Below are 18,756 nucleotides of genomic sequence, written 5' to 3' on the forward strand. Positions count from 1 at the left end.
CTGGTCAGCCGTCCAATCACCGCCTGAAGGAGCACGGAACGCCCTAGGGGCGCGCGCCGGAGCATTGCGCATGCCGCTACCGCTCCCGCGCGACTCCGAGGCCGGTTGATGAGGCATCAGAAGCCTTCTCTGACCTAGATCACATGAGTACCGTGGTCACCCATTCGAAAGGTTTCGGTATCGCCGAGGACCGGCCCGAGCGAGTGGATGTGCGCCGTCGCAGGGCCGGTTTCGACACGCGGCAGCTGACGCAGGGCTGCCTCGTCCCCGTTCTGACGCTGCCGCAGGAGAGCCGTATGCCCGAACCGACCTCGCCCACGCCTCCGCCGGAGCGGCTGTCACTGCGCTGGGCGCTCATATTGTTAGCCGCGGTCGTGGCGGGACTGCTGGCAGGCCTGCTGACCTACGCCCAGTCCCGCAACTGGCCGGCCTCGATCCTGGCGGCGCTCGGCGCGAGCGGCGCGGCCCTGGTGAGTCTTCCGCTGCTGCTGTGACCGGCCCTCGGGGAGTATCCGAACGGAAAGGAGCGGTAGGCGTCAGGTGGTGAGTCCCGGCAGAAGAGCCTGTGCCGCTTCGATTCCTGATGATCCTGGCTTGTGCGGGTGCGGACATGTCCACCCGAGCGGACAGGGATCGTGACAACTCGCCCTGGGCATGGTCGATGAGACCCGCTCCTGTCCTGGGGCGTGCACGTCCCGCTCGTCGTCGCGGACGCCGGCTACGGCGACGCGGTGGCGTTCCGGATGGGCCTGAACGAGCGCGGGCTGAACTACGTCGTGGGGATCTGCACCGCCCTCAGTGCCCGACCGGGCTCCGCCCGGCCCAGTGGCCGGCCGAAGCACCCGAGCCGGTGGCCGGACGGCCGCTACGTGCCGGTGCGCCAGGACCCGGCCGACCCCCGGCAGGTGCTGGTGGACGGGCGGGAGCGGGCGGGCCTGGAGTACGGGCTCCTCGCGCTCGGGGTACCGGCGGTGCTGGGCGGCCGGCCTGGCGGTGATCCTGCTCCAGCCGTCCCGGCGGCTGGCTGTCCCGGTGCTCTGGGCGTCCCGATGCTCTGGCCGGCCCGGTGCCTCAGGGTTACCGGTCGGCGCGGAGCCCCGCCGGGGTGAGGCCGGTGTGCAGGCGCATGGTGCGGGTCAGGTGGCTCTGGTCGGCGAAGCCGCACATCTGGGCGATCGCGGCGATCGGGGTGTCTGTGGTGAGCAGGGCGCGGCGGGCGCGTTCCAGGCGCAGCTGGACCAGGTACTGGTGCGGGGACTGGCCGGTGGACGCGCGGAAGGCCCGGGTGAAGTGCGAGGGGCTGACACCCGCTACGGCGGCGAGCTCGGTCAGCGAGAGCCGGCCGTCCAGGTAGCCGTTCATGTGGTCGACGACCCGGTTCAGCCTCTTGGGCGTGAGCCCGCCCGCACGCTCGGGCAGGCGCGGGCCGCGGGTCGCGGCGGTGCGGATCAGGTGGGCCGCGAGCGCCTGCAGCATCGACTGGGCGTACAGCGGGTCGGCGGGCCGCGGGCCCTCGTACTCGGCGACCAGGCGCTCGACCAGCATGCCCAGGAACGGGTCGGTCAGGTGGTAGCGCGGGGCCAGCTCCAGTGGGCCGGGCAGGTCGCTCTCGGTGGCGAGCTTCTCCAGCCAGGCCGGTTCGAGGGCGACCAGCATCAGCTCGGCGTCCTGTTCCCAGCGCGGCCGGGACGCCCAGCCGGCCGGGTTGACCAGCGCCTGGCCGCGGTGGAAGCGCTCGCGCCGGGGGCGACCGTCGACGGTCCAGCTGAGGTCGGCCGAGCCGCCGGTGTGCACCACCACGACGTGCCGGGTCGGGCCGTCCGCGCCCTCGGCGCCGCCACCGGCCCGCTCCAGGCCGCGCTCGACCACGCCCTCGTCCAGGTCGGCGCCACTGCCGGAGAGGCGGACCAGGTGGGGCTTGATCAACGACGCCGCCGTCGCGGACCGCAGGGGCGCTGGGGGCGTCGCGGATGTCGCGGGTGGTGGCGGTGTCGGGGGTGTCGGGGGTGTCGGGGGTGTCGCCATACTGTCGATTCTGGTCCCTCCGGGTGAGGAATGCCGAACGGGCGGAGCCCTCGTCCCGAGTGTCGGCCGGGTTGGTGAGCGGCTCGTTCCAGGGCCCGTCGGATTGTTCAAGCCCCGGACGACCCCCGCGACGGACAGTGGTCCGGCGAACGTCCCCCGAGTCGGGGACACCCACTCATCTGGCGAGGAGCCGTAGATCATGAGCAGCAACCACTCCCTGGCGGGCAAGGTCGTCCTGGTCGGCGCCGGTGCGAAGAACCTCGGCGGGCTGATCAGCCGCAACGCGGGCGCGGACGGCGCCAAGGTCGTCGTGCACTACCACTCCGACGGCACCGCACCGGACGCCGAGGCGACCGTCGCGGCGGTCAAGGCGGCCGGCGGCGAGGCGGTCGCTGTCCAGGGCGACCTGACGAAGACCGCCGACGTGGAGCGGGTCTTCGCCGTCGCGCAGGAGACCTTCGGCGGCATCGACGTCGCCGTGAACACTGCGGGCATGGTGCTGCGCAAGCCGATCGTGGAGACCACCGAGGCCGAGTACGACGTGATGCACGCGGTGAACGCCAAGGCCGCGTACTTCTTCATCCGCGAGGCGGGCAAGCGGCTGAACGACGGCGGCAAGGTCATCACCATCGTGACCTCCCTGCTGGCCGCCTTCACCGACGGCTACTCCACCTACGCCGGTGCCAAGGCACCTGTCGAGCACTACACCCGGGCTGCGGCCAAGGAGTTCGCCGCCCGCGGCATCTCGGTCAACAACGTCGCGCCGGGCCCGATGGACACCCCGTTCTTCTACGGCCAGGAGACCCCGGAGCGGGTCGCCTTCCACAAGTCCCAGGCGATGGGCGGCCAGTTGACGAAGATCGAGGACATCGCGCCGATCGTCACCTTCCTGGCCACCGAGGGCTGGTGGATCACCGGCCAGACCCTCTTCGCCAACGGCGGCTACACCACGCGCTGAGCCTCCGGCCGTCGCCCGGGACCGTTCGCGTCCCGGGGTGGCCGTACTCGTCCCGGACCTCCCACGCGTGCTCGTACGCCGTCTGCGAGCACGCCCCGTACGCGGCGAACTGCTCGTCATCGATGCCGAGTTGCTCGGCGACGAACCGCACCACGGAGGCCGGGACCGCCGTGGGGTCCTCAGTCAGGAAGGTGCCGAACATCCGCACCGTGCCCCACCGCACCGCCCACCCCGACCGAGTCGCCGGACGGCGCTTCGCCCGCGACAGACCCAGGGCCTTGGTGTCCAGGCGGAAGAACGCCAACTGTGTCACTCGTATGGATGGCTGCGCCCTCGGCCGGCTGCTGGCCGACACGAAGACACCGATGCGGCTCCGCGTCGCCGGAGTCATCGTGCTCCTCTACGCGCAGCCCGTGAGCCGCATCGTCCGACTCACCCTCGACGACGTCATCCGCGACGGCGACACCGTGCTGCTACGGCTCGGGCAGTCACCCTCGCCTATCCCCGCGCCGGTCGCTGACCTGCTGCTGGAGCACATCGTGCACCGCGACAACATGAACACCGCGACCAACCCGGCGTCCCGCTGGCTCTTCCCCGGCCGCAGAGCAGGCCAGCCGGCCCGCCCCGATCACCTGTCCGCGCTGCTGAAGGAGATCGGGGTCCCGGCCGCGGCTGCCCGTGGCGCCGCCATCCGCCGGCAGCTCCTCGAAATGCCCGCCCCCGTGGTCGCGGACGCGCTCGGCCACCACCACAGAACCACCACCCGGCTCCGCAACGAGACCGGCGGCACATGGAGCCGATACGCCCCAGGGGATCACGGAAGGTCACCAGCGGGCTGGGCTCCTCGGGGAACCGGCGACAGCTGATTAGGCGATCACACCAGTAACGAGGCCGGCAGAACACCGCCGCCGCCTTCACCGTCGGCATCAATGGGCCACCACAGCCACGGCAGAGCCGCGGCCCGGGATCGTCGTCCGTGACCACGACCAGCCTCGGCCAGGGCGCTCCATCCCTGCCCACGGGACCACCATAGGGACCCAGTCAAGGCAAGCCGAAATCCCGTGGAGCCCACCTGCGCGGCATGGAAAGCTCTTCGGCGACTGCTGACGGAAGGGAAGGCTGAAAACGTGTACGTCCCGTCATCTGCACGAGATCTCGATGATGACGAGCGTGAGCTCGTGGAACTGGCACGCCGCACCATAGACGCGCATACCGACGCCGGGCCCGACCAAGACGGGATCCACACGATGGGCGCCGCGGTCATGGCCGCCGACTACCGGATGTTCGCCGGCGTGAACCTCTACCACTTCACCGGCGGCCCCTGCGCCGAACTCGTGGCCCTGGGAGCCGCGCGAGCCCAGGGCGCCCGCCAGATGCGCTGCATCGTTGCCGTGGGAAACCACGGGCGCGGGGTCATCGGCCCGTGCGGGCGCGATCGGCAGGTCTTCGTGGACTACTACCCCACCATGCGCGTCATCGTGCCCACGCCCGCGGGGCTCAGGTCCGTTCTCGCCGCCGACCTGATGCCGCTGACTCAGCGATGGACCCCGGAAGGCATGAACGGTCTCGACCCATCGCTCTACCAAGACCCCGAGACGGCCGGTCCCCCGATCATCCGGTTCAACCCCCGCTACCTCGAAGGCGTCCGCTCCGGCACCAAGACCAAGACCACCCGCTTCCGGGACCCGGCCCAGCTCGGGCCGGCACGGCTGGTGTTCGAGAGCGACCCCGAAGTCGTACTGCCGGCAGAGGTGACCGGCATCAGGCACTGCCTGGTCAGCGACCTCACCAACCAGGACGCCCAAGCCGAGGGGCTGACGACCGCAGCCGAACTGCGGGAAGGCCTCAAGGGCCACTACCCGGATCTGGCGGGAACCGACGAGGTCGATGTAATCACCTTCCAGATCAACGACAAGACAGACGCCGCCTAAACCGCGGAGGCACCAGCGACGACTGGGTCGCAAGGTGACGACGAGCACGGGGGCCCGTCGCTTCGGGCAGCCTCGCCCGAAGCGACAAGCCCCTGATCGCACAGATTTCAGAAATCAGAACCTGTCCGAGGCCGGCTCATGGGTTCCCCAACGCGAGCAGTCCCAGCGGCCGCAGGTTTGGTGACACGGACGACGCTCAGCCGAGGCTCGCGGGTGTTCCGAAACCCAAGGCGCCAATGTCGGCCTATATGCCGGTCACGAACCACTGCTTGGCCGATCCGCGTAGATGTAGATATAGATGTCGTCCCCGTCCAACGGGGCGCGCGTACTGCTTGAGCGGTGCGCCGTTGGGGCGGGTGAGCTGCGCTTCTTCGACCGGAAGGACTTCGTGTCCATCCATGCGGCAGCGGTGGAGCCGGTCGACCTGCCGGTTCCCGCCGAGCAGCACGATCTCCTCCCCATACACGGCCATTCCTCGGGGAGCGACCACGGGCGACGTCCGGATGTAGGTCTGCCCGTTCGTGCGGACCTCCAGCAGCGGGAAGGTCGGGTAATAGCTGGCCCAGGCCACACCGTCGTCGACGTTGAAAGCATAGACCGTGTCGATGTATTCGATGCCCTCGGGAGCCGAGTACCGCCATTCCTGGCGGCCTCCACTGTCCCAGCGCACCAGGCCGGCGGCGCTGATGGGGTCGGCATAGACGCCTTCGTCGAAGTAGGCGCTCCAGACATGGTTCCGTCGGTCCGCCATCATGAACTGGATGGCATCCCCCATCTGGAAGGCGTGTCTGCGTCGGCCGTCTCGGCCGTATATCTGGGCGTTGCGCTCTCCTCGGGTTCCACGTGCCTGCACAAGGAGGAACCGCCCGTTGGGCAGCGCGTCCACGTGTCCGACCCACACGCTGACGTCGTGCAGGGTCTGTTCGTGTATGGCGCCGCGGTCTTCGGTGACGAGAAGCGCGTCATAGGGGTAGGTGCGGGGTCTGGGACACGGGCTTCCATACGGTTGCGGCTTGAGTTCCGCATCAGGGCAGATCAGCCAGTGGGCCCTGCCCCAGGCATCCACAGTGGTTGCCAGGACCCTCCGGTGGTCGTGCTGCCGAGGCAACAGTGCGTGGGGACGCAGTGCCACCTTTCTCAAGGGATCACCTCACGGGCGAAACGAACATGGCGCACACATGCTCGCAGACACCCAGATCCATCATGTGCCGCCACCAGTTTCACCGTCCGCAGAGGTTAAAACGCAAGCTCGGAGCAACCCACGGATGTCGCACACAGGCGGCGCCCCACACGGGTACAACCATCCATCCGGTGGGGGAGTCTCAAAGGCTGGTTCTTCTTGATCCACTCGACCGTGGACGTCTCACGTTGCTGCGGCCTTCTCTGATTTGGACTGTTACATGCGTATAGGTGCTTCGGCGGCCGCTGGGACAGCGTCTGCCACTCTGCTGCTGACCGCTCTCGCGTGCCCCGCTGCGCACGCGGAGGACAGGCCGGTGATCGCCAAGGTGACGGTCAACAAGGGGCACAGCATCGTGGTCGGTTCCACCACGGCCACGAAGTTCTCCGCGACGATCACCGCCCGGTACACGCCCGGGGTCACCGAAGCCTGGGTCTCGCTGTGGCACGGCCGTTCTGGCAGCGACGTCGACGGACAGCTCAGCTATGACGCCCCACAGTGCACCGTCGTCAGCTCCACCACGACCACCTGCACCATGAACTTCCAGGTCAAGGCCGACCCCCGTACCGACATGACCAATGTCGTGCGCAACTCCCTGGCCGGCACCTGGCACATCCACGTCGGCGCTATCGGCAAGGATCGCGTCCAGACCACCATCGACGACTACGCCACGATCAAGATCCAGCGCGCTTCCAAGCTCACCGCCAACGCCTCCCCCGAGCCGGTCGCCAAGGGCAAGACCCTCACGGTCACAGGGACTCTCACCCGCGCCAACTGGAACAACCACACGTACACCGGATACGCAGGCCAGAGCATCAAACTGCAGTACCGGCCCAAGGACAGCAACACCTACACCACCCTCAAAACAGTCACCACCAACAGCACCGGCAAGCTGAGCACCACGGTCAAAGCCACCGCCGACGGCTACTACCGCTACGCCTTCACCGGCACCGCAACCACCCCCGCCGCCACAGCCACCGGCGACTACATCGACGTCCGATAGCGCACACTGCCGCCAAAAGACACCGGCAGTCGGACCGCCACCGGCGGACCGACCTCGGACCCACCAACAGGTGAGCGCACAAGACCCCGGCGTATCCCGACACATGCGAGATCCTGGACACCCGAACGACCGGCCTGGCGGCGTCGGCACGAGCGGGGCGAGCGCGCGCCCCGAAACGGTAACGTCGGCATCGCTTCCGGGAGGCGACGCTCGAAGACAGGTCTGCCTCTCACCGAAGGGAACTGGCGACAGTTGAATACGCGAGCCCACCAGTACCGCGGGCCTGACCCCAGCGTGCACCGGGCTCCCGGTGTCAGGTGGGAATGCGTACCGTCTCCACCCAGCTCGGCGGCTGTGGTGCGGCGGAGCCGATCAGGGCCGCGATGACGCGGCAAGGTGGGGGCTCGTCGGGCCAGGGGGTGAACCCGTCGGTGAGGACGACGACGATGCTCGGGCGGTCCGGCGTCGCGAGCGCTGCGTCGATGCCGACGCGCATGTCCGTGCCGCCACCGCCGCCCAGGGTGATCTGCTCGGTGGCCGCCACCCGGGACACGGCCTGCACGTCGGCGTCGCACGCGAGCACGGTCACGCGATTGCCCCGTATCCCCACCTCGCGCAGGACGCCCGTCACCTCCCCCAGGGCGGCGGCCAGTTCGGCGTCCCCCATCGAACCGGAGGTGTCGATGACGACGGCCACCCGCGGCAACGGGCGGCGCAGGCTCGGCAGGACGACGCCGCGCAGCGCCGGGGTACGGCGCGAGGGGCGGCGGTAGGTGTAGTCGACGGCTCCGCCGGCCCATGCGGCGGCCTCCCGGACCGCGCCGGACAGCGCCCGCCGCCAGTCCACCGTGGGCTCCAGTACCTCCTCGGCCCAGCGCTGCCAGCCCGCCGGCAGGGTGCCACGGGTGCGCTGATGGGCGCGCATCGCCTCGGCGGTCTGCCGCCGCAGGGCCTGCGCCTCGACGTCGCCGAGCCGTGCGGGGCCGGCGGAGTTGGGGAGTTCCCAGGGCGCGGGCCGGCCGTGGGCGCCCGATCCGCAGTCCGGCGCCCGCACATGCGGCGGCAGCCGGTCGAGGTACACCTCGAACAACTGGCCCTCGGGGAGACCGAAGAGGCGGGGTTCCATGCGCCCCTCGGGCAGGCGCAGGCCGTCGGCGAGCAGGTCGTCGTTGATCTCGCAGTCCTGCGCGACGTTGACGCGGTGCCAGTCGCGCTGGGCGGCGGCCGGGAGCCGGTCCGCCCGACCGTGGTGGTCGCGCAGCAGGTGCGCCGCCTCGTGCACCCAGACGCCCGCGAGCTCGGGCACCGGCGTCGCGTCGACGAAGGCGGGCGACACGTAGCAGCGCCAGTGCCGGTCCACCCCCATCGTCCGGACCTCTGTGCTCGGGACGACGGTCAGGGCGTACAACGCCGAGGCCAGATACGGCCGGTCGCTCGCCGCCCGGTAGCGGGCGGCCAGCAGCTTGGTCATGTCCAGGGGGTGCCGGGAGTCCTCCGTCATCCCCGCGCTCCTCACCGGCCGGCGCCGGGCAGCGCCCCGGACATCTGCAGCAGGTCCAGGAACCCGTCGATGCCGGGCGGTACGGGCCAGTCCAGGTGCCGCATCGCCGCGAGGTCGGTGGCGGCCCGGGCGGCCACGTCCGGTACGCCCGCCTCCACTGCCTTCGCCAGCACCGCCCAGCCGGCCTCCCACCGGGGCCGGGTGAGGTCGCTCTGGATGGCGGCGACCACCGCGATGAGGAACGCCAGTTGCCGGTCGCCGCGGTCGGGCAGGGCGAAGGCGTCCGGGTCGGCGAGGACCCGGTCGGGGTCGGGCAGATCGAGGTGTTCCAGGTAGGACAGCAGCTCGATGCCCGCGCCGTCCCCGACGGCGCCGGTGAGCGCGGCGGCCAGCGCCTCGCGGCCGACGCCGGCGGCGTATCCGGCGGCGAGCAGCTTGAGGGCCATCTCCCAGGTACGAGGGGACGGCCAGGACCGGCCGCGGCTCTCGGCGTCGCCGGGGATGTGGTGGACCAGGCCCGGCCGGGCCGTGAGGAAGCCGGAGACGGCGCCACGGGCCCGTGCGACCGCACCGGGCACCTTGCCGGCGTCGACGACGGGCACGCTCAGCTCGGGCCAGGTGCCGGCCATGCCGCGGGCGACGGTCCGGGGGTCGTGGGTCCATTCGAGGTGCACGAACCGGTTGGCGAGCGGCGGGCTGAGATGCCAGCCGTCCGCCGCGCTGGACGGCGGGTTGGCGGCGGCGACGATGCGCACCGCCTCCGGCAGGACCAGGCTGCCGACCCGTCGTTCGAGCACCACGCGCAGCAGCGCCGCCTGCACGGCCGGCGGTGCGGAGGACAGTTCGTCGAAGAAGAGCAGGCCCTGTCCGGCCCGGGCGAGGCGGACCGCCCAGTCCGGCGGGGCCATCGGGACACCGGTCACGGCGGGGTCGTCACCGACGATGGGCAGTCCGGCGAAGTCGGAGGGCTCGTGGACGCTGGCGATGACCGTCTCCAGCGGCAGGCCGAGCCCGGCGGCGAGCTGCTCCAGAGCGGCCGACTTGCCGATTCCCGGCTCCCCCCACAGCAGCACGGGCTGATTGGCCGTCACGGCGAGGGCGAGCGCCTCCAGCTGCGGGTTCGCGGCGGGCTCGGTCCGTCGTGCGCGCAGCCTGCGGTTGAGTTCGTCCGCGGCCGCCAGCGGGCCGGACGGCGCGGTGGGGGCGGTACGGTCGGTGCTCAAAGGGCCGGTTCTTCCTCGTCGTCGGCTTCGTCGGCTTCGTTCGCGTAGTACTCGTCCTGCTCGTCCATCCATTCGTCCCACCACTCGGCGCCGACGCCCGGATGCTCCTCCTGTATGCGTTCCCGGAGGAAGGCCAGGTCGGGCCGCTTGTACCGGCGGACGAGCTGGGCGAGCGACAACTCGGACTGGTCGATCACGTCGAGCCGTGCCCCGGCGGCGACGAGCGCCTCCACCAACGCCTTCGAACCGAGGTCGTTGACCGCCACGAACAGCGGCGTGCGCTCCCGCCGGTCGCGGGCCTCGAGGTCCAGTCCCTGCGCCAGGAGGCGCGGCAGCAGCGTCTCGTGGTCGAGGAGGTTCAGTACGTGCAGCAAGGTGCGGCCACTGGCGTCCCGCACGCGGGGGTCGAAGCCCGCGTCCAGGAGGTCCAGCACGCCCTGGGTGTCACCGTGTTGGGCGCGCAGGAACAGTTCGTGTCGTTGTGCCCGCAGCGCCTTCGGCAGGCGGCCTTCTCCGGAGGTCCACGTCTGCTCCACGGCGAAGCATCCGGCGACGGCACCGCCGAAGGCGCGCATGGCGCGTTCGCGCTGCTGTTCCTCGTCGCTGTGCGGCATGTGCAGCAGGCCGCCGGGCCGGAAGGCCACCTCGTGCCATTCCCCGCGGCACCTGACCCGCAGAGGTGCGGGAGCCGGCGCCCCCGGCGGGCCGACCGGGCCGTCCGGGACCTGGAGGGCGGGGAACAGCGCCTCGCGGACGAGCGGATGCAGATGCTCCGCCGCGACGCCTCCGACGCGCATCAGGTCCAGGTCGGGGAGCCTGCGCCACAGGGCCTCGGCGAGGATGGGCTCGCCCTTCACGTCGTCCCGGTCGACGGCCCGCGCCAGCAGCCCGCCGGCGTCCGCGGGCTCCAGCAGGATGTAGGTCCGCCAGTGCGCGGCGATGAGGAAGCGGTCGCCGACGCCCTCGGCCGTCTGCCGACGGATCTCCGGCTCCAGGCGGGTGTGGTCGAGCGCGAGCCCGCCCAGGAGCTGCTCCGGATCCGCCTGGTACCAGCCCGATTTCTGCGGGGGTGTCAGGTCCAGCTCGATGCCGGCGGCGGCGAAGGCGGCCCGGGTCTCGCCCTTCTGGTGCAGCAGCGTGGTCCACTCGGCCCGCGCCGCCGGGTCGCCGTCGCCGGGATCGGCCGCAGGCAGTTCGTCCGTGCCGCGCGGGGTGGCGTCGGCGTGGAGGAACGGCGGCCTGTCCGTGCCGCCGCCGCACCGTTCAAGCAGCTCGGCGGCGTGCCGTGCGTCCCACAGGTGCCGCGCGTACCGCCAGTCCTGCGTGGTCCGTCCGAAGACGCCTGCGGTCTCCTCGTCCGTGACGGTGCTGAACCGCAGGGCGATCCGCTGCGGTCCGTCGATCATCGCGGGAGTGGTGATGTGCAGGTAGGGCGTGATCCGGCGGCCCTCGTCCGCTGCCTTCGGGCGGTAGCGCGCGAGGACGACCGTCGTGTCGGTGGCGAGCGTGGTCCGTCCGCCGAGCACGCGCGGCAGGTGCCAGCGCAGCAGGTCGGGGGCGAAGTGGCGGAGGTCGTCCGCGACAGCCGCGGCGACCTCGTCGCCGCAGTGGTCGGTGACTTCGGACAGGTCGAAGGTGACGTCGACGTTCGCCGCCGCGCAGGCGCCCCGCCAGTCACCGGCCAGACGGCGTTCGGTCGCGCGCTCGATCATCCGGCCGGGCACCGCGTACCGGCGGATCCGGCGCCGGCTCGCCGCCTCGTCCGGGGGGAAACAACGGAGTTCGCTACGAGAGCTCACCGGTAGACACTCCCTATCGCACGCAGGTCGGGGTGCGCCCTGCCGACGGGCCGCAGCCGCTGGGTGAAGGACCGCTTCAGCTTGCGGGGCAGGCCGGGCCCCAGACCGACGTACTCCAGGGGCGAGTTGTCGGGCACGGCCGCCAGCAGCGTCTTCGCGCCCCGACCGGTCAGACCGGTGTGGCACAGCTCCAGCCGGCGCAGCAGGCTGCCCGGCAGCGCGGCGGCCAGCGCGTGGGCGCCTTCGTCGCCGGTGGTGTTGGCGGGGGCGCCAAGGCTGCGTTCCGACATCGGGCGGCCCAGGTCGAGTGCCTCGATCCCGCCGAGGGATTCGGCGAGGGCCCGGGCACCGGCGGGGCCGATCCCGTTGCCGCCCAGGCCGAGGCGCACCGGCCGTGCGGGGTCGGCCGCGGCGGCGAGGATCGCGGCGCCCTCGTCTCCGAGGTGGTTGGCGGGGAGGTACAGCTCGCGCACACCCGTCTCACGGATCAGCGCCGCCAGCAGCGGGGCCGCGTCGGCGGTCAGGCCGTTGCCGCCGAGGAAGAGGCGTTCCACTGGGCTGGGCCGGTCGGTGAGGGCGTCGTACAGGGCCCGCAGACCGTGGGTGGTCAGACCGGTGTTGACCAGGTCGAGGGTGCGCAGCGTGGTGTTGCGGCGGAGCATCTCGGCGAGCGCGCGGGCGCCTTCGTCGCCCACCGGGTTGCGCTTGAGCCACAGGGCGCGGACGGTGCCGTCCGTCGTCAGCGCGTCGGCGAGCGCGGTGACGCCCTCGGGGCCGATGCGGTTGCAGCCGAGGTAGAGCGTGTGCAGGCCGTGGCCGTCGACCAGCGCGTCGGCGACCGTGCGGGCTCCCTCGTTCCCGATGGCGTTGGTGCCGAGCAGGACGTGCCCGGCGTGCGCAGAGACGGCGGCGACGGGCATCAGCCGGGCGGCTCCCACCGCTCCGAGGCCCTGCTTGCACAGGTCGACACGTCCGTCCGCGCGCACCGTGCCGAGCGGGAAGGTCTCGTCGGCCTCGACCGGCTGGGCAGACCGCAGTCGGGCGAGCAACGGCTCCAGAGCGGCCGGATCACTGCTCGGGATGTCGGGGTGCTCGATCGCGGGGCAGCGTACGGGTGTCGGCTGCGTCATCACCACTCCACCGGTCCATCGCCGGTGCCTCGGCTCGCCGAGGGCGGCATCGCCCTCCGCCCGCCCAGGACGAACCGACGCCAATCGACTTTCCTCCACGACAAGGGCGGCAAGGCTGGTCGGATTCGAACCGACGTCCTCCAGCTTGATGCTTGGGCGCGACGACCTCTGCGCTACAGCCTTGCCGCAGAGATCATAGCGGGTATCGCCACTGCGTTCGAACCCAGTTGGTCGCGGGCGCAGCAGGTGAAAAAAGGGAGCACATCCACCGGCGCCGAGCGCCCGGCGGCGCCCGCCCCCCCGGCCGCCGTCAAGCGCGTCCGACAGGTGCGGCGAGGTGCCACGTCGAAACGTTTGTCCGCGCATGCGCACACCCCTGGCCGCAAGCCAACGCCGGCCCGGCCACACCCACAACGCTACGGGGCGCACAACCCCGGCAATCCAGAATTTCTCTATTATCCGACCTTCCTGGATGCTCTTGCCCCGGTCTCACGCTCTGCAGCTAGCTATGTGCTGCGTCCACTTCCTGGCCCGGGCTCCCGATGAGCACGGCCGCCGGTCAGAGGAAGTGGTCGGGAAACCCGAATGTGAGGAGTGGTCATGAAGAAGGCCTATGAGGCGCCGACGCTCGTCCGGCTCGGTACGTTCCGGAAGGAGACGGGGCTCCTGCAGCGCAACGGTCGCGACCGTCTGATCCTGAGCAAGAACTGACGACCGACGGTCCTTGACCCGACGTCATGACCGAACTGCACGAAAGTGCGGGGACGGGCCCCGGCGACGCGCACTTCGCGGTCTTCCCGGACCGCGCGGACGCGGCCGCCGTGGCCCGCTCCTTCGCCCGCCCCGGTAGCCGGACCCTCGCCCACGCGTCGGGCCGGCCCTGGCTGGTCGGCCGCTGGCACGACGAGGACGTCCGCACGGCTCACGCCGGTGGCGCCCGCGTCGCCGTCGTCGGCTGCTGCCCGGCCGACCCCGACGAACTGCGGCGCCGTACCGCACGGTTGCGTGATCTCGCGGAGCTCGACGCCCTGGCCCGATCCCTCCCCGGCAGTTTCCACCTCGTCGGCGCCCTCGACGGACGGATCAGGGTGCAGGGCACCGCCTCCGGACTGCGGCTCGTCTTCCACGCGGAGATCGACGGAGTGCGGGTAGCCGCCACCCGCGCCGACACGCTCGCGGCCGCCCTGCGCCTCGACCCCGACGTCGAGGAACTGGCCGTACGGCTGCTGTGGCCGGCGCCGTATCCGCTGTTCGAGAGGTCGATGTGGCGGCAGGTCACCGCCGTTGCCCCGCAGGACGCCGTGGTCGTCGACGCCGACGGCCGCACCGTACGGCACACCCGGTGGTGGACGCCGCCGGAGCCGGTACGGCCACTCGCCGAGGCGGCGCCCCAGATCCGGATGGCGCTTCAGGAGGCCGTCGGCGCGCGTACCCGGCAGGGCGGCGTGGTGAGCTGCGACCTGTCCGGCGGCCTGGACTCGACGTCCGTCTGCTTCCTGGCCGACCGCTCCCCCGCCCGCGTGGTGGCCAGCACGTGGCCGGGACGCGATCCGGCGGACACCGACCTGTCCTGGGCCGAGCGGGCGATGGGGTACCTCCCGGATGTCGAGCACGTGGTCTGGGACGCCGATGCCTCGCCTCTGGTCTACGAGGAACTGCTCGGCATCGACGACCTCCTCGACGAGCCCACCATCGGTGTCATGGACCGCTCCCGGGTCCTGCACCATCTGCCCGGCCTCGCCGCACGCGGCAGCCGGCTGCACCTGACCGGCATCGGCGGCGACCATGTGGCGTGGTGCTCCGAGGCGTACTACCACCGGCTGCTGCGCACCCGTCCGCTGTTCGCCGCGCGGCAGTTGCGTGGGTTCCGGGCGCTGTGGCAGTGGCCGCTCGGTGGCACGGTCCGGGCTCTCGCCGACTCCCGGCCGTACGGGAAGTGGCTCGCGGACGCCGCGGGCCACCTGCGTGGCCCGTTGCCCCCGTCCGTCGCCACCGGTCTCGGCTGGGGCATGGCCCCGCGCGTGTTCGACTGGGTGACTCCGGAGGCCGAGCGGATGGCCCGCCGGGCACTGCTCGCCGCGGCGCCGACGGCATCGCCGCTGCATCCGGACCGTGGACTCCACGCCGACCTGGAACAGATCCGCTCGTGCAGCCGCGTCATCCGGCAGTGGGACCGGATGGCGGCCCGCGTGGGCCTGCCGATGGCCTCGCCCTTCCTCGACGACCGGGTCATCGAGGCGTTTCTCGCCGTACGCCCGAGCGAGCGCGTCACGCCCTGGCGGTACAAGCCCGTGCTGAGCGCGGCGATGCGCGGCATCGTGCCGGACGCCTGCCTGCGACGGGCCAACAAGGCCACGGGCACCATGGACGACTCCAACGGACTGCGCCGGCACCGCGGCGACCTGCTGGCCCTGTGGCAGGACTCACGGCTGGCGGAGCTGGGCCTGGTGGACGGCGGCGAGCTGCGCCGCCTCGCCCAGCGGCCCGCCTCCAAGGGGCTGTCCCAGGCCATCCTGTACTCCACCATCGCCGCCGAGGTGTGGCTGCGGGGACTGGACCGCAGCCGCACCCGTGCCGCCCGCCCCTGACCGCATCCTCCCATCAGAAAGGTCCTCACATGCCTCTGCGGTTCGGCGACAACGTCTCGACGGCCCAGACCGACTACGGCACCGTGCTGCTGGACGAACAGGCCGGCGCCTACTGGGAGTTGAACCCGTCGGCCACCCTGGTGGTGCGGGCCCTGCTCGACGGCGGCGAGGAGACGGACGCGGTCGCCGCCCTGGTCCGGGAGTTCGACATCGACGAGGCACAGGCACTGCACGACGTCGAGGCCCTCGTACGGCAGCTGCGCGACTCGGGGCTCGCCTCATGACGACGCCCAGCGCGCTGGAGCGGCCGACCGATGTGCCCCTGTCCCGCCGCCTGGCCGCACGCATCGTCCTGCTCCCCGCCCTCGCCGTCGCCCTGCTGCCGCCCCGCCGCATCCGCTCCGTACTGGGCATCCTGCGGCGCGGTGCCAGACCCGCCACCGCCGCAGAGGCCCGGAACGCGCGCGACGCCATGTGCGCCGCCAGTCTGCGCTGCGCCGGGCCGAAGGGGTGCCTGCCGCGTTCCCTGGGCGCCGCGCTGCTGTGCCGGCTCGGCGGAACCTGGCCCACCTGGTGCACCGGGGTACGCATCGTCCCGCCCTTCACCGCGCACGCCTGGATCGAGGCGGAGGGCGGTCCCGTCGGCGAGGGTGTGCCGGAGGGCTACTTCGCCCGGCTGGTGGCGGTCGACCCGCTGCCCCGGCCGACGGACCGATGACCGGCGCGACGGCTCCGCACGACCGGGCCGAGGCCGAGGGTGACAGGTCCACCCTGGCGGCGGTGGCCACGATGTACGGGCTCACCGCCGGGCACCGCGGCGCCATCGCCGTCGCCACCGTACTGACCCTCGTGAGCTCCGCCCTGGGCCTGGCCCAACCGCTCGTCGCCAAGGACGTGGTGGACGCGAGCGGCCACGGACAGGTGATCTGGCCGCTGCTGGGACTTCTGGGGGCGCTGTTCGTCGTCGAGGCGGCGGCGGGGGCCACGGGACGCTTCCTGCTGGATCGGATGGGAGAAGGCGTCGTACGACAGCTCCGTCACGGGCTGGTGGGGCGGCTGCTCCGGCTGGAGATGCGGGAGTACGACCGCCACCGGGGCGGCGACCTCATCTCCCGGGTCACGGCCGACACCACCGTGCTCCGGGAGGTCGTGTCGCAGGCCCTGGTCGATCTGGTGACGGGCAGCGTGGTCTCCGCCGGGGCGATCGTCCTCATGGCGTGGCTCGACCCCTTGCTGCTGTTCCTGGTGGCCGTCACCGTGGCGGCGGCGGCCGTGGTCGTCGCCTCGCTGCTCACGGGAATCAGGGGCGCGTCCGCACACATGCAGGAGGCGGTCGGTGCCGTCGCCGCCGATCTGGAACGCGCCCTCGGTGCGCTGCCGATGGTCCGGGTGCACCGCGCCGAGCAGCGCGAGGCGGCCGGCATCGGCGCCCGCGTCGACGCCGCCTACGGATCGGGCGTACGCGCGGCGAAGCTCGCCTCCGTCATGAGCTCCGCCGTCGAACTCGCCGTCCAGGGCTCCTTCCTGATCGTGCTGGTCGTCGGCGGCCTGCGCGTGAGCGGCCACGCCGGATCCCTCGGTGACCTCGTCGCCTTCCTGTTGTACGCCTCGTACCTCGCCCTGCCGTTGTCCTCCGTCTTCCGTGCGGTGGGCCTGGTCCAGCGTGGGATGGGCGCCTACCAGCGCATCGACGGGGCGCTCAGTCTGCCGGTGGAGCCCGCCGCACCCCGGATCCGGGGACACGTCGCGCCCGTACCGCGCCCGACCGGGCCGCCCGTCACCCTCGAACAGCCCGTCCTCGCCCTGCGCGACGTCCACTTCGGCTACGAACCGGAACGGCCGGTCCTCCGCGGCGTCTCGTTCGCCGTCCCGCATCGTCGGCAGGTGGCCCTGGTGGGCCGGTCCGGGGCCGGCAAGAGCACCGTGTTCGCCCTGGTGGCGAGGTTCTACGAGCCGGACACGGGCACCCTGCTCTTCGACGGGCGGCCCGCGACCGGGCTCACCCGTGACGCATGCCGACGGGGCATCGCCGTCGTCGACCAGAACACCCATGTCGTCCACGGCACCTTGCGCGACAACATCACCTACGCCGTGCCCGACGCCTCGGAAGCGGAGATCCGGCGCGTCGTCGAACTGGCCCGGCTCGAAGAGGTCGTCGACCGACTGCCCGGCGGCCTGGCCGCCGTCATCGGCGAACGCGGCAGCAACCTCTCCGGCGGCGAACGCCAACGCATCGCCCTCGCCCGCGCGTTGCTGGCCCGCCCGTCGCTGCTCCTGCTGGACGAACCCACCTCCCACCTCGACGCGATCAACGAAGCGGCGCTGACCACCGTCATGAAGGACGTCGCCGAGGAGTGCGCCCTGCTGGTCATCGCCCACCGTCTGTCCACCGTGCAGCACGCGGACCGCATCGTGCTGCTGCAGGACGGCCGCATCGCCGCCGGCGGACGCCACGAGGAGTTGCTCGCCCGCAGTGCCCTCTATCGCGAGCTGGCCGCGAGCCAGATGCTCCGGCCCGGCGGAGAGCCCGGGGTCGGCAGCTGTGGAGGAACGGACGGTTGAGCCGTCAGCGTCATGGCCTCCGGCGAGAAGGCCGTGTGGTCCGAGCGGATCGCCGATCGCCTCACCCGGCGCCGGCCCGACGCCTACGGCAAGTGGAAGGGCGAGAACGTCACCTCGTCCAGCGACCGAGCTCCGCGATGGCGGCACTGACTGATCGCCTGCATGTGGTCCAGCCGAGGATGCGGCACTCATCTGGTGTCCGTAGCATTGTCGGTGTGCCCGACGTATGTATCGGTCTCGACACCGCTGCGCGGCACAGGTACTGGCGGTGGAGCGCTTTCCGGCACGCTGTCATTGCGGCGGGGCTGGCATGGGGCCTGTGGGCGGAGCCGGACCTGTGGTGGTGGGTTGGACCCATTGGCGCGGTCTTCCTGATCTCAATCCTCTACAGGATCAACCGTGGCTACAGCCGCACGCTCCTCAAGCCTGACGGTATGGTCTTCCGCACCTTTTTGGGCAGCAAGTCGATACCGTGGGCTGAGGTCACCCGGATCGAGATGCGTAGCTACCATGCGCGCCTTGGTGACTGGTGGGAACTGCGCGTTTTCCGGGTCCACGGACGGTCGCTCCGGGTTCCCGGCGCGTTCTCGAGCAGCCGGAAAGACGTCGAGGATCTCAAGACGAAGCTGTCGGTGATCCGCGCCTACTGGTCCCATGAATCAGTCCATTGACTCGCTCCCGACGGCTCAGGGCCTCTCCGCGAGTTATTCGCGTTCAAGGCGAGACTCCACGAGCTGAAGGCCGGCAACCTCGCAGCCGCTGAACTCGCCCAGGTCACGCGAGCCTTCAAGCGCAAGCCGAAGCGGATCCGGTACCGACCCGACGTCATCGATGGCCGGCTCACCGGCACTGACTT

The 18,756-nt window shown here is 71.4% G+C and carries 20 protein-coding genes; 13 read left to right on the forward strand and 7 right to left on the reverse strand.

Going from position 1 to position 18,756, the window contains the following annotated elements; translation table 11 throughout:
- Positions 1-143 precede the first annotated feature (143 nt).
- Both ACIRVH_RS17410 and ACIRVH_RS17415 read left to right on the forward strand, forming a co-directional pair.
- On the forward strand, positions 144-494 hold the full coding sequence (locus ACIRVH_RS17410; protein ID WP_403953644.1) for a hypothetical protein: 351 nt from the start codon (positions 144-146) through the stop codon (positions 492-494).
- Between the two features lie 192 nt (positions 495-686).
- Complete coding sequence (locus ACIRVH_RS17415; protein WP_403953647.1) at positions 687-1,109, forward strand: transposase; 423 nt, start codon at positions 687-689, stop codon at positions 1,107-1,109.
- Here ACIRVH_RS17415 and ACIRVH_RS17420 read toward each other — a convergent pair.
- Positions 1,078-1,926: a helix-turn-helix domain-containing protein gene (locus ACIRVH_RS17420; RefSeq protein ID WP_403953650.1), complete on the reverse strand. Its 849-nt coding sequence runs from the start codon at positions 1,924-1,926 to the stop codon at positions 1,078-1,080. The genes ACIRVH_RS17415 and ACIRVH_RS17420 overlap by 32 nt on opposite strands.
- Before the next feature lie 298 nt (positions 1,927-2,224).
- Between ACIRVH_RS17420 and ACIRVH_RS17425 the strand changes: the two genes are divergently transcribed.
- Positions 2,225-2,983 carry an SDR family oxidoreductase gene (locus ACIRVH_RS17425; RefSeq protein ID WP_403953653.1) on the forward strand — a complete coding sequence of 253 codons (759 nt, stop codon included), beginning with the start codon at positions 2,225-2,227 and terminating at the stop codon, positions 2,981-2,983.
- Here the strand turns inward: ACIRVH_RS17425 and ACIRVH_RS17430 are convergent.
- Positions 2,937-3,296: a DUF4158 domain-containing protein gene (locus ACIRVH_RS17430; RefSeq protein WP_403953656.1), complete on the reverse strand. Its 360-nt coding sequence runs from the start codon at positions 3,294-3,296 to the stop codon at positions 2,937-2,939. The genes ACIRVH_RS17425 and ACIRVH_RS17430 overlap by 47 nt on opposite strands.
- On the opposite strand from ACIRVH_RS17430, the gene ACIRVH_RS17435 reads away from it, so the two are divergent.
- Both ACIRVH_RS17435 and ACIRVH_RS17440 read left to right on the forward strand, forming a co-directional pair.
- A complete protein-coding gene (locus ACIRVH_RS17435) occupies positions 3,193-3,849 on the forward strand; it encodes a hypothetical protein (protein WP_403953970.1) in 657 nt (218 codons plus the stop codon). The genes ACIRVH_RS17430 and ACIRVH_RS17435 overlap by 104 nt on opposite strands.
- A gap of 195 nt (positions 3,850-4,044) precedes the next feature.
- On the forward strand, positions 4,045-4,914 hold the full coding sequence (locus ACIRVH_RS17440; protein WP_403953659.1) for an ASCH domain-containing protein: 870 nt from the start codon (positions 4,045-4,047) through the stop codon (positions 4,912-4,914).
- Positions 4,915-5,158: 244 nt separating this feature from the next.
- Here ACIRVH_RS17440 and ACIRVH_RS17445 read toward each other — a convergent pair whose 3' ends face one another.
- Entirely contained in the window at positions 5,159-5,689 is a 531-nt protein-coding gene (locus ACIRVH_RS17445; RefSeq protein ID WP_403953660.1) for a hypothetical protein, read from the reverse strand.
- Between the two features lie 721 nt (positions 5,690-6,410).
- On the opposite strand from ACIRVH_RS17445, the gene ACIRVH_RS17450 reads away from it, so the two are divergent.
- Entirely contained in the window at positions 6,411-7,097 is a 687-nt protein-coding gene (locus ACIRVH_RS17450) for a calcium-binding protein (protein ID WP_403953662.1), read from the forward strand.
- A 313-nt stretch (positions 7,098-7,410) separates the two neighbouring features.
- Here ACIRVH_RS17450 and ACIRVH_RS17455 read toward each other — a convergent pair whose 3' ends face one another.
- From ACIRVH_RS17455 to ACIRVH_RS17470, 4 genes are read right to left on the reverse strand one after another with little or no spacing between them, the layout of a single operon-like run.
- Positions 7,411-8,598, reverse strand: coding sequence for a VWA-like domain-containing protein (locus tag ACIRVH_RS17455; protein ID WP_403953664.1), 1,188 nt, complete (start codon positions 8,596-8,598; stop codon positions 7,411-7,413).
- An 11-nt stretch (positions 8,599-8,609) separates the two neighbouring features.
- Positions 8,610-9,821, reverse strand: coding sequence for an AAA family ATPase (locus tag ACIRVH_RS17460; protein WP_403953667.1), 1,212 nt, complete (start codon positions 9,819-9,821; stop codon positions 8,610-8,612).
- Positions 9,818-11,620, reverse strand: a complete 1,803-nt coding sequence (locus ACIRVH_RS17465) for an ankyrin repeat domain-containing protein (RefSeq protein WP_403953670.1) — start codon at positions 11,618-11,620, stop codon at positions 9,818-9,820. The genes ACIRVH_RS17460 and ACIRVH_RS17465 overlap by 4 nt, the downstream gene beginning before the upstream one ends.
- Complete coding sequence (locus tag ACIRVH_RS17470; RefSeq protein ID WP_403953673.1) at positions 11,617-12,750, reverse strand: gala protein; 1,134 nt, start codon at positions 12,748-12,750, stop codon at positions 11,617-11,619. The genes ACIRVH_RS17465 and ACIRVH_RS17470 overlap by 4 nt, the downstream gene beginning before the upstream one ends.
- A gap of 600 nt (positions 12,751-13,350) precedes the next feature.
- Here ACIRVH_RS17470 and ACIRVH_RS17475 point away from each other — a divergent pair.
- From ACIRVH_RS17475 to ACIRVH_RS17505, 7 genes are all read left to right on the forward strand, one after another.
- Positions 13,351-13,461, forward strand: a complete 111-nt coding sequence (locus tag ACIRVH_RS17475) for a keywimysin-related RiPP (protein WP_107440887.1) — start codon at positions 13,351-13,353, stop codon at positions 13,459-13,461.
- A 26-nt stretch (positions 13,462-13,487) separates the two neighbouring features.
- Positions 13,488-15,338: a lasso peptide isopeptide bond-forming cyclase gene (locus ACIRVH_RS17480; protein ID WP_403953676.1), complete on the forward strand. Its 1,851-nt coding sequence runs from the start codon at positions 13,488-13,490 to the stop codon at positions 15,336-15,338.
- A gap of 29 nt (positions 15,339-15,367) precedes the next feature.
- Positions 15,368-15,622 carry a lasso peptide biosynthesis PqqD family chaperone gene (locus ACIRVH_RS17485; protein ID WP_403953679.1) on the forward strand — a complete coding sequence of 85 codons (255 nt, stop codon included), beginning with the start codon at positions 15,368-15,370 and terminating at the stop codon, positions 15,620-15,622.
- The gene (locus ACIRVH_RS17490; RefSeq protein WP_403953680.1) at positions 15,619-16,056 is read left to right on the forward strand and encodes a lasso peptide biosynthesis B2 protein; all 438 of its coding nucleotides are present in this window, start codon (positions 15,619-15,621) and stop codon (positions 16,054-16,056) included. Before ACIRVH_RS17485 ends, ACIRVH_RS17490 begins: the two co-directional genes overlap by 4 nt.
- Positions 16,053-17,900 carry an ABC transporter ATP-binding protein gene (locus tag ACIRVH_RS17495; RefSeq protein ID WP_403953683.1) on the forward strand — a complete coding sequence of 616 codons (1,848 nt, stop codon included), beginning with the start codon at positions 16,053-16,055 and terminating at the stop codon, positions 17,898-17,900. The genes ACIRVH_RS17490 and ACIRVH_RS17495 overlap by 4 nt, the downstream gene beginning before the upstream one ends.
- Before the next feature lie 12 nt (positions 17,901-17,912).
- Entirely contained in the window at positions 17,913-18,050 is a 138-nt protein-coding gene (locus ACIRVH_RS17500; protein ID WP_403953686.1) for a hypothetical protein, read from the forward strand.
- A 65-nt stretch (positions 18,051-18,115) separates the two neighbouring features.
- Positions 18,116-18,571: a hypothetical protein gene (locus ACIRVH_RS17505; protein WP_403953689.1), complete on the forward strand. Its 456-nt coding sequence runs from the start codon at positions 18,116-18,118 to the stop codon at positions 18,569-18,571.
- Positions 18,572-18,756 lie beyond the last annotated feature (185 nt).

Source organism: Streptomyces sp. NPDC101165 (assembly GCF_044768135.1).
GTDB lineage: Bacteria > Actinomycetota > Actinomycetes > Streptomycetales > Streptomycetaceae > Streptomyces.

Excerpts from the sequence above, each read along its gene's own strand:
- ACIRVH_RS17410 (WP_403953644.1), top strand. The coding sequence starts at position 144 with ATGAGTACCGTGGTCACCCATTCGAAAGGTTTCGGTATCGCCGAGGAC.
- ACIRVH_RS17425 (WP_403953653.1), top strand. The coding sequence starts at position 2,225 with ATGAGCAGCAACCACTCCCTGGCGGGCAAGGTCGTCCTGGTCGGCGCC.
- ACIRVH_RS17445 (WP_403953660.1), bottom strand. The coding sequence starts at position 5,689 with ATGGGGGATGCCATCCAGTTCATGATGGCGGACCGACGGAACCATGTC.
- ACIRVH_RS17455 (WP_403953664.1), bottom strand. The coding sequence starts at position 8,598 with ATGACGGAGGACTCCCGGCACCCCCTGGACATGACCAAGCTGCTGGCC.
- ACIRVH_RS17470 (WP_403953673.1), bottom strand. The coding sequence starts at position 12,750 with ATGACGCAGCCGACACCCGTACGCTGCCCCGCGATCGAGCACCCCGAC.
- ACIRVH_RS17475 (WP_107440887.1), top strand. The coding sequence starts at position 13,351 with ATGAAGAAGGCCTATGAGGCGCCGACGCTCGTCCGGCTCGGTACGTTC.
- ACIRVH_RS17480 (WP_403953676.1), top strand. The coding sequence starts at position 13,488 with ATGACCGAACTGCACGAAAGTGCGGGGACGGGCCCCGGCGACGCGCAC.
- ACIRVH_RS17485 (WP_403953679.1), top strand. The coding sequence starts at position 15,368 with ATGCCTCTGCGGTTCGGCGACAACGTCTCGACGGCCCAGACCGACTAC.
- ACIRVH_RS17490 (WP_403953680.1), top strand. The coding sequence starts at position 15,619 with ATGACGACGCCCAGCGCGCTGGAGCGGCCGACCGATGTGCCCCTGTCC.
- ACIRVH_RS17495 (WP_403953683.1), top strand. The coding sequence starts at position 16,053 with ATGACCGGCGCGACGGCTCCGCACGACCGGGCCGAGGCCGAGGGTGAC.
- ACIRVH_RS17500 (WP_403953686.1), top strand. The coding sequence starts at position 17,913 with ATGGCCTCCGGCGAGAAGGCCGTGTGGTCCGAGCGGATCGCCGATCGC.